The sequence below is a fragment of the Candidatus Binataceae bacterium genome, assembly GCA_035500095.1.
In the GTDB taxonomy this organism is placed as follows: domain Bacteria; phylum Desulfobacterota; class Binatia; order Binatales; family Binataceae; genus JAKAVN01.
This window is the reverse complement of the sequence record DATJXN010000135.1, coordinates 49,265-56,803: the sequence shown is the minus strand read 5'-3', so window position 1 is coordinate 56,803 and position 7,539 is coordinate 49,265. Positions and strand designations below refer to the sequence as shown.

The 7,539-nt window shown below is 64.8% G+C and carries 9 protein-coding genes and 2 pseudogenes; all 11 read left to right on the top strand.

Annotated features, from left to right (window positions below):
* Positions 1 to 694 (top strand): SecY family transport protein (locus tag VMI09_15265; GenBank protein HTQ26046.1); only part of this gene is annotated, 694 nt, incomplete at its 5' end.
* Between the two features lie 5 nt (positions 695 to 699).
* Positions 700 to 1,365: an adenylate kinase gene (locus VMI09_15260; GenBank protein ID HTQ26045.1), complete on the top strand. Its 666-nt coding sequence runs from the start codon at positions 700 to 702 to the stop codon at positions 1,363 to 1,365.
* 5 nt (positions 1,366 to 1,370) lie between these two features.
* Positions 1,371 to 2,141: a type I methionyl aminopeptidase gene (gene map / locus VMI09_15255; GenBank protein ID HTQ26044.1), complete on the top strand. Its 771-nt coding sequence runs from the start codon at positions 1,371 to 1,373 to the stop codon at positions 2,139 to 2,141.
* Positions 2,134 to 2,352: a translation initiation factor IF-1 gene (infA, locus tag VMI09_15250; GenBank protein ID HTQ26043.1), complete on the top strand. Its 219-nt coding sequence runs from the start codon at positions 2,134 to 2,136 to the stop codon at positions 2,350 to 2,352. The genes map and infA overlap by 8 nt, the downstream gene beginning before the upstream one ends.
* Before the next feature lie 74 nt (positions 2,353 to 2,426).
* Entirely contained in the window at positions 2,427 to 2,543 is a 117-nt protein-coding gene (gene rpmJ, locus VMI09_15245) for a 50S ribosomal protein L36 (GenBank protein ID HTQ26042.1), read from the top strand.
* 61 nt (positions 2,544 to 2,604) lie between these two features.
* Entirely contained in the window at positions 2,605 to 2,988 is a 384-nt protein-coding gene (gene rpsM, locus VMI09_15240; protein ID HTQ26041.1) for a 30S ribosomal protein S13, read from the top strand.
* 251 nt (positions 2,989 to 3,239) lie between these two features.
* A pseudogene (gene rpsK / locus VMI09_15235) lies at positions 3,240 to 3,605 on the top strand (30S ribosomal protein S11).
* Between the two features lie 10 nt (positions 3,606 to 3,615).
* On the top strand, positions 3,616 to 4,242 hold the full coding sequence (rpsD, locus tag VMI09_15230) for a 30S ribosomal protein S4 (GenBank protein ID HTQ26040.1): 627 nt from the start codon (positions 3,616 to 3,618) through the stop codon (positions 4,240 to 4,242).
* A gap of 71 nt (positions 4,243 to 4,313) precedes the next feature.
* Positions 4,314 to 5,339, top strand: a complete 1,026-nt coding sequence (locus VMI09_15225; GenBank protein HTQ26039.1) for a DNA-directed RNA polymerase subunit alpha — start codon at positions 4,314 to 4,316, stop codon at positions 5,337 to 5,339.
* A 48-nt stretch (positions 5,340 to 5,387) separates the two neighbouring features.
* Positions 5,388 to 5,732 (top strand): annotated as a pseudogene (gene rplQ, locus VMI09_15220) (50S ribosomal protein L17).
* 350 nt (positions 5,733 to 6,082) lie between these two features.
* Positions 6,083 to 7,531, top strand: coding sequence for a metalloprotease TldD (tldD, locus tag VMI09_15215; protein ID HTQ26038.1), 1,449 nt, complete (start codon positions 6,083 to 6,085; stop codon positions 7,529 to 7,531).
* Positions 7,532 to 7,539 lie beyond the last annotated feature (8 nt).

Sequence of the window (7,539 nt, the reverse complement as noted above, 5' to 3'; positions counted from 1 at the left end):
GTTCGTGCGCGAGGGCGAGATGAGCCTGTTCGTGCTCATCCTCATCCTTCTGATTGTGGTCGGGGTGACCGGATTCATCGTGTACGTCGAAACCGGCCAGCGGCGGATTCCGATTCAGTACGCGCGGCGCGTCGTCGGACGGCGAGTCTATGGCGGCCAGAGTTCGCACCTCCCGCTCAAAATCAACACTGCCGGCGTCATTCCGCCGATTTTCGCATCGTCGATCCTGGTCTTTCCCGCGACTGTGGCGACGTTCCTGCCCGCGGCCAAGAACTATTCGTCGCTGCTCACGCCGGGGGGATGGGTCTACGATGTCGTGTACGTGGTGCTGATCGTCTTCTTCTGTTATTTCTATACGGCAGTCACCTTCAATCCGGTCGACGTCGCTGACAATCTGAAGAAGTACGGCGGTTTCATCCCCGGCATCCGGCCCGGACGCACCACCGCCGCGTACATCGATCGGGTGCTGTCGCGGATAACGCTCTTCGGGGCCATCTACGTCAGCATCATCTGCGTCCTGCCGACGCTGCTGATCCAGCGCTTCAATGTGCCGTTCTATTTCGGCGGCACCGCGCTGTTGATCGTGGTCGGCGTGGCGCTCGACACGGTAGCCCAGATGCAAACCCATCTGCTGACCCGCAACTACGAGGGCTTTATGGGCCGCGGCCGCATCAAGTCCCCCAGAGGGAGGTAGGAGCGGTGCGGATCGTATTGCTGGGCGGCCCCGGTGCGGGCAAGGGCACGCAGGCAAGGATGCTCGAGAAGCGTCTGGGCGTGCCGCAGGTGGCAAGCGGCGATCTGCTGCGGGCGGCGGTGCGCAACCGCACTGCGCTCGGCCTCGAGGCCAAGCGCCACATGGACAAGGGCGCGCTGGTCCCCGATGAGCTGGTGCTTAAGCTCGTCCAGGAGCGGTTGCAGCAGCCCGACGCGGCGTCCGGCTTCATCCTGGACGGTTTTCCACGCACGGTTGCGCAGGCCGAGACGTTGTCCGCGTTCCTGCAGGAGCGCGGCGCCCGGCTCGACAAAATAATTGCTATAATCGTACCTGATGACGAAATCGTTAAGCGCATCTCGGGGCGGCGCACCTGCAAGAGCTGCGGCGCGATGTACCATCTGATTTACGATCCGCCGCGCAATCAGGGCCTGTGCAACAGTTGTAACGGCGAGCTCTACCAGCGGGACGACGATGCCGAAGATACGGTGCGGATGCGCCTTGAGGTTTTCGCCGCCACGATGCGGCCGCTGCTGGAGTACTACGAACGGTCGGGCCAGCTCGCGCAGATCGACGGCATCGGACGGCCCGAGGAAATTCAGCAACGCATTGTCAACGCGCTCGGGCGGGCCGATGCGGCGACGAAGGGTTAAACGGCGTGATCCATCTCAAGAATTCCGAAGAGATCGCGCTGATGCATAGGGCGAGCATGATCGTGGCCGAAATCCTCGAAGAGCTGGCGGGTGCGGTCAAACCCGGGATCACTACGGACGAGCTCGACCGGCTCGCGGAGGAGCTGACCTATCGCAAGGGGGCGCGGCCGGCGTTCAAGGGATACAAGCCGCACAACGTGGTGTATCCCAAGACGCTCTGCGTGTCGATAAACGAGGAGATCGTTCACGGCATCCCGTCGGGCCGGCGGCTGCGGCCGGGTGATATCGTGGGACTCGACTTCGGCGTGGTTTATCAGGGCTTTTACGGCGACGCGGCGCGCACTGTCCCGGTCGGCAAGATCTCCAATCAGGCCGAGCACTTGCTGCGCGTCACGCGCGAGGCGCTGTATGCGGGGATCGAGCAGGCGCAGGTCGGCAACCGGATAAGCGATATCGCGCGCGCCGTGCAGCATACCGCCGAGAGCGCGGGCTTTTCGGTCGTGACCGAGTTCGCCGGCCACGGTATCGGGCGAAGCCTCCACGAGGAGCCGCAGGTGCCGAACTATGTGCGGCGCGGAATGCCGAATCCGCGGCTGCAGGAAGGGATGGCGCTTGCGATCGAGCCGATGATCAACCAGGGAACGGCCGAACTGCGCATCCTGGACGACGGCTGGACGGCAGTGACCGCCGACGGAAAGCTGTCGGCGCATTTCGAGCATTCGATTGCGATAACGAATCGCGGGCCGCAGATTTTGAGCGAAGTGGCGCATGTCTAAGGGAGACGCGATCGAGGTACAGGGCACGGTGCTCGAAGCGCTCCCCAACGCGATGTTTCGGGTGTCGCTCGAGAACGGACATCGGGTGTTGGCCCATATTTCAGGCAAGATGCGCATGCACTACATCAAGATCCTGCCGGGCGACCGGGTCACCGTGGAATTGTCACCGTACGATCTGACGCGCGGGCGCATCACTTATCGGATGCGCTAGGAATTCGGGCACAACGACTGGACAGAAAGGCTTGAAACAGGGAAACGGCCGCACAGCGAAGCGGACAAAATGCGATGAAAGTCAGGGCCTCAGTTAAGAAGATTTGCAAGAATTGCAAGGTTGTGCGCCGCCAGGGCGTGGTGCGCATCCTGTGTTCCTCGAACCCGCGTCACAAGCAGCGCCAGGGCTGAGCCGCGCTGAGCGCATCTTACGGGGAAACCGGGGAAAACAGGGAACAAGGAGAGTCGTCGCATGGCACGTATCGCGGGAGTTGAATTGCCGCATCACAAGCGGATGGAAGTCGCGCTTACCTACATCTATGGAATCGGCCGCAGCGCGGCGCTGAAGATCCTGGCCGAGGCCAGAGTCGATTCGGCGCGCAACAGCGACGACCTGGGCGCCGACGAGCAAGTGCGCATCCGCAACGTTATCGACGAGAAGTACAAGGTCGAGGGCGACCTGCGGCGCGAAGTGCAGCAATCGATCAAGCGGCTGATGGATCTCGGATGCTACCGCGGTATCCGTCATCGGCGCGGTTTGCCCGCGCGCGGCCAGCGGACACATACCAACGCCCGCACGCGCAAGGGCCCGCGCAAGGTCGTGGCGGGCAAAAAACAGGCGCCCTCCAAGGGTTAGGGCGGAGTCGGACAGGATATCCGCCGATTGAAAATTCGTGGCACAACCTATCGGCCTGAAATATCGGTCCAAGCGCAGGAGAGCAAGCAAGCCTGATGGCTGACGAAAACAAGGAAACGAGGCCCGCGGCGGGAAAGACCCAGAGCGGCGCCGAGCCGTCCGGGGGCGCTGAAAAATCCGCCGGAGGGGGTGGCGCGCCCGCGGCGGCTCCTGGAGCACCCGCTGCGGCTGCGGCGGCGCCTGCGCCGCGGCGGCGGCGCACGCGGCGCACGGTGCCCGAGGGCGTCGCGCACGTGCATGCGACCTTCAACAACACGATCGTCACCATCGCGGACCAGCAGGGTCTGGTGGTGGCATGGGCGAGCGCCGGATCGGTCGGCTTCAAGGGATCGCGCAAGGGCACGCCGTTCGCCGCGCAGATGGCGGCAGAGGCCGCGGCGCGCAAGGTCAGCGACGTCGGAATGCGCGCGGTGGTGGTGTACGTCAAGGGCCCGGGCGGAGGACGCGAGTCGGCGGTGCGCGCGCTGCAGGCGGCGGGCCTTTCGGTCATTTCGATCAAGGACGTGACTCCGATCCCGCACAACGGATGCCGGCCGCCCAAGCGGCGCCGCGTTTAGGAGAACAAGGGTGGCAAGGTACCTGGGAGCGGTATGCCGGTTGTGCCGGCGCGAGGGGCTCAAGCTCTTTTTGAAGGGCGAGCGCTGCTACACGGACAAATGCGCGATCGAGCGGCGCAATTATCCGCCCGGTGCGCACGGACAGGCCCGCACGCGGTTCTCCGAGTTTGCGATTCGCCTGCGCGAGAAGCAGAAAGTCAGGCGGATCTATGGTTTAATGGAGACCCAGTTCAAGCACTACTTCGAGATGGCCGAGCGGATGCCCGGCGTCACCGGCGACAACCTGCTGGTGCTGCTGGAGCGCCGGCTCGACAGCATGGTGTACCGGCTCGGGTTTGCCAGTTCGCTTGCGCAGGCGCGCCAGGTCGTGCGCCACGGCCATATTGAAGTGGACGGCAAGCCGGTTACGGTGCCTTCCTATCTGCTGGACGTGGGCGAGATGGTGAGCGTGGCCAACCGCAGCCGCACGAAAAAGGTGATTGTTGAGGCAATCGAGATGTCGCAGCGCCGCGGCGTGCCGCCGTGGATCGCGCTTGAGCGGGATCAGTTCCGCGGCTCGATGCGCGCGCTGCCGGCGCGCGCCGACCTGACGATGCCGGTAAGCGAGAAATTGATCGTCGAGCACTACTCGCGCTGAGCGTGCGCGGCCGCGCGGCGGACGGCGATGGGGTGGGGGCGAAAAAAAATTCCGGAGAAGAGCGATCGGATATGCACAATGATTGGCGGGATCTAATTAAGCCGAAGGCTGTCGAGTTCGACGAAAAGGAACTGACCCCGACCTACGGACGGTTCTTCGCCGAACCGCTGGAGCGCGGCTACGGCATCACGATAGGCAACGGCCTGCGCCGCATCCTGCTGTCCTCGCTGCCTGGCTTCGCGATTACCGCGGTGCGGATCAAAAACGTGCTGCACGAATTTTCCACCGTGGCGGGCGTCAAGGAGGACGTGACCGATATTGTCCTCAATCTCAAGGAGGTGCGCCTGCGCCTTCACGAAGGCGAGCATCTGACCGCCACGCTCAAGGCGCGCGGCGAGGGTACGGTGACCGCGCGCGACATCACTGGCGGCCCCAGCCTCGAAGTGCTCACGCCGGACCAGCATATCGCGACGCTCGAGAAGGGCGCGGAACTGGAGATGGAGCTGGTGATCCGGCGCGGACGCGGCTACGCGCCGGCCGAGCGCACCGAGGACGAAGAGCCGATCGGGACGATTCGGCTCGACGCCGTCTATTCGCCGATCAAGAAGGTCAATTTCACCGTTACCAACGCGCGTGTCGGTCAGCGCACCGACTATGACCGCCTGGTGCTGGAGATCTGGACCGACGGCTCGATCTCGCCGCGCGACGCGCTGACCTATGCGGCGCGAGTGGCGCGCGACCAGATGACGATCTTTGCAGGCGTCGAGGAAGAGGCCGAGGCGCCGATCGCCGTCGAGGGCGGCGAGCCGCGGCCGATGCTCAACGAGTATTTGTACCGCCCGGTCGAGGGGCTGCCGATTTCGGTGCGCGCCTTCAACGGCCTGCAGAACGCCGACATCAAATACATCGGAGAACTGGTCCAGCGCACCGAGCAGGACATGCTCAAGATCAAGAACTTCGGCCGCAAGTCGCTCAACGAGATCAAGGAGGTCCTGACTGACATGGGTCTCTCGCTCGGGATGCGACTGGACAACCTGCCGCCGCGCAACGAGCTCGACCGCATGTGGGCCGAGCAGGAGCGGCGCGAGTCGGCCTGAAGAGCGCCGCGCGAGCGTACCTCTGGAGCAACGCTGGAGCAACGATAGATGCGTCACCTTAACTCGGGCCGCAAGCTCAATCGCACCTCGGCCCATCGCAAAGCCCTGATGCGCAACCTCGTCCTGAGCCTCATCCAGTACGGGCGGCTCAAGACCACGGACGCCAAGGCCAAAGAACTCAGGCGCTGGGCCGACCGGATGGTGACGTTGGGCAAGCGTGGCGACCTCGCGGCGCATCGCCGGGCCTACGCGTTTCTGGGGTCCCACGGCGCGGTCAAGAAGCTGTTCGACGAGATCGCGCCCCGCTTCAAGGAGCGTCCGGGCGGCTACACCCGCGTCATCAAGTATGGCGTGCGCCGCGGCGACGCCGCGTCGATCTCGGTGATCGAATTTACCGGTGCTTCCGAAGCCGCCGCGCCGCGCAAGAAGCGGCGCAAGCCTGACACCCGCGAGCATCAGCACGGCGGCGAGCGGCGCGCCGCGGCTGCCGCCGGCTAGAACCGGGCGAATATCCCGATTCCGGTACAAAACAGCACCGTAGCCGCCCCGGCTTCGCCGCTGTTTCATGCAAACATCGCCGCCGTCCGCCCGTAGGCAGCGCGTCACAAAGCGTCGAAAATCATCCGAAGGCGGCCGCAAACCCGCCACCATCGGCAAACCTCCGGCGCCAACGTGCCGAAGGCGCTTTCGCTCTGCTAGACTCGACCCGAAGTTATGATCGTTTCGTCCCGTGGAGTGCGCGAATGGCCAACGAATTGATTAAGCCCGACAAGTTCTTCCTGAGCCGCTTCGGGATGACCGAGAGCGCGCTCGAAGGCACGCTCGGCGCCGCGCTGGAGCGCAAGGCGGACTACGCCGATCTTTATTTCGAGTACCGCAGCGCCGAGGGGCTTAGCCTTGAAGACTCGATCGTCAACCGCACGAGCAAGAGTTTGAGCCACGGCGTCGGTGTGCGCGTCTGCGCCGAAGACCGCACCGGCTACGCCTACTCTGACGAGGTCACGGTCGATCGGATGCGTCTTGCGGCCGAGGCCGCGCGCGCGATCGCGCACGGCGGTGGCGACGTGCCCGCGGCGGTGCAGGTCGGCCGCCCGGTGGCGCGTCACGCGCTGTACGAGCTCGAGAGCACGCCGCTCGAGGTGCCGCTGGAAGAGCGCGCAAAGCTGCTCAACGAGATCGATCGCGTAGCGCGCGAATTCGACCCGCGGGTCAAGAGCGTGATGGCCTCGTTCGCGGCCGAGCGCAAGATCGTGATGGTGGTCAACAGCGAGGGACGGATAGCCGCCGACGTGCAGCCGCTTTGCCGCCTCAACGTGATGGTCATCGCTGAGGACGGCAAGGGCCGCCAGTCCGGAAGCTCGGGCGGCGGCGGACGGGTGGAGTGGAAGTTTTTCTTCGAGGGCGATCGATGGCGCGAGCATGCGCTCAAGGCGGCGCGCCAGGCGATCGTCAATCTCGACGCCGTCGACGCGCCGGCGGGAGAAATGATGGTGGTGCTGGGCCCGGGATGGCCCGGGATCCTGCTGCACGAGGCGATCGGGCATGGGCTCGAGGGCGACTTCAACCGCAAGCGCACCTCGGCCTTCTCGGGCCGTATCGGCGAACGGGTGGCGAGCGAGTTCTGCACCGTGGTCGACGACGGCACGATTCCCAACCGCCGCGGCAGTCTCAATATCGACGATGAGGGAACGCCGACCTCGCGCACCGTGCTGATCGAGAAGGGGATCCTGCGCGGCTACCTGCAGGACCGCCTCAACGCGCGGCTGATGAAGATGGAACCGACCGGCAACGGACGGCGCGAGAGTTTCGCGCACAGCCCGATGCCGCGGATGACCAATACCTTCATGCTGCCCGGCGATTCGACGCCCGAGGAAATTCTCCGTTCGGTGCGCAACGGGCTCTACGCGGTGAGTTTCGGCGGCGGACAGGTCGATATCACCAACGGCAAGTTCGTGTTCTCGGCCTCGGAAGCCTACCTGATCGAGGACGGCAAGGTGACGCGCCCGGTCAAAGGCGCAACGCTCATCGGCAGCGGCCCCGACGTGCTCACGCGCGTGACGATGGTGGGCAACGACCTCGAACTCGATCCGGGCGTCGGCGTGTGCGGCAAGGATGGCCAATCGGTGCCGGTCGGCGTGGGCCTGCCGACGATCCGCATCGACTCGATAACGGTCGGCGGCACGCGCTCCTGACGCGGACC

What these genes read in the sequence shown, in the direction of transcription:
- infA (HTQ26043.1), top strand. Translation starts at nt 2,134, where the DNA reads ATGTCTAAGGGAGACGCGATCGAGGTACAGGGCACGGTGCTCGAAGCG.
- rpmJ (HTQ26042.1), top strand. Translation starts at nt 2,427, where the DNA reads ATGAAAGTCAGGGCCTCAGTTAAGAAGATTTGCAAGAATTGCAAGGTT.
- rpsM (HTQ26041.1), top strand. Translation starts at nt 2,605, where the DNA reads ATGGCACGTATCGCGGGAGTTGAATTGCCGCATCACAAGCGGATGGAA.
- VMI09_15225 (HTQ26039.1), top strand. Translation starts at nt 4,314, where the DNA reads ATGCACAATGATTGGCGGGATCTAATTAAGCCGAAGGCTGTCGAGTTC.
- tldD (HTQ26038.1), top strand. Translation starts at nt 6,083, where the DNA reads ATGGCCAACGAATTGATTAAGCCCGACAAGTTCTTCCTGAGCCGCTTC.